The organism is Kitasatospora sp. NPDC093558, assembly GCF_040683475.1.
In the GTDB taxonomy this organism is placed as follows: Bacteria; Actinomycetota; Actinomycetes; order Streptomycetales; family Streptomycetaceae; genus Kitasatospora.
On the sequence record NZ_JBFBDY010001383.1, the window covers coordinates 1 to 1,069 of the forward strand.

Below are 1,069 nucleotides of genomic sequence, written 5' to 3' on the forward strand. Positions count from 1 at the left end.
ACGCGGTCATGGCCCAGGGCCGGCTCATGTGCAGCCTCCTCGCCGAGGCCGAGCACTCCGGCATTCCCGGCGACTCCCGAGCCCTCGCCCTCGCCGGTTACAACGCCGGCTGGGGCGCCGTCACGGCTGCGCACGGAATCCCGCCGTTCCCCGAGACGAAGAAGTACGTCGACGACATCCTCTCCAACCTCGCCAGATTCCAGCCCAGTTCGCACCCCTTCGAGGTAGCGGGGGTGGGCGACGGCCCCGACGCCGTCCGCAGGGCCATGACCCAGATCGGCCTGCCCTACTCCTACGGCGGCGGAACCCCAACAGGCCCCACCACCGGCTTCTGCACCGACAACAACGGCTACACCGAAGGCCACTGCACAGCCACCACAACCATCGGCTGGGACTGCTCCGCCCTCACCCAATACGCCTATTGGCCAACCCACCAACTCCCACGCAACGCCGCCGACCAGTACACCGCCACCGCCCACCACCCCATCACCCGCACCGAACTGCGCCCCGGCGACCTGCTCTTCTGGACCCACGGCGGCGAAAGCGGCATTTACCACGTCGCCATCTATGCCGGCGATGGCCAGATGGTCACCGCCCCGAAAACGGGCGACATGGTGAAGGTCGCCCCGACGGACACCATGCCGGAGGGCGACTATGTCGGTGCTACTCGTCCGTGATCGAGTTCGCTCGTTCGTGTGACTGGGCCCGGCGACTTCGTGTACCTGGCGGGCCTGCCCGGCGGCCGCGAGCCGGAGCCCCTTTATGAGCGTTCATCGAGGGGGACGAGCCGCGTGGGTGCAGGGAGCGGACCTACGTGACCCGCCTGCTGGACGGCTACGAGGGATCGGCCCCGCCGGTGCGGGGAGCAGGATAGGGCGACCTCGCGCGTCATCGGGTCCGGGGATCAGCGTGCGGGTGCGGGGAGCAGTCACCTTCCTGAATCGCACGCCACCCGGAGGAGGGATCAGCCCCGCCAGTGCGGGGAGCAGGTCAGCCCCGCGCCGTACGCCTCCTGCGCCGCGGGATCAGCCCCGCGAGTGCGGGGAGCAGAACTCCTGTCGGCGACGTT

1 protein-coding gene is annotated in these 1,069 nt (G+C 69.5%); it reads left to right on the forward strand.

Annotated elements, in window-relative coordinates:
- On the forward strand, positions 1-677 hold a 677-nt coding region (locus tag AB0O00_RS41190), incomplete at its 5' end, for an NlpC/P60 family protein (protein ID WP_363659769.1).
- Between the last annotated feature and the right edge of the window lie 392 nt (positions 678-1,069).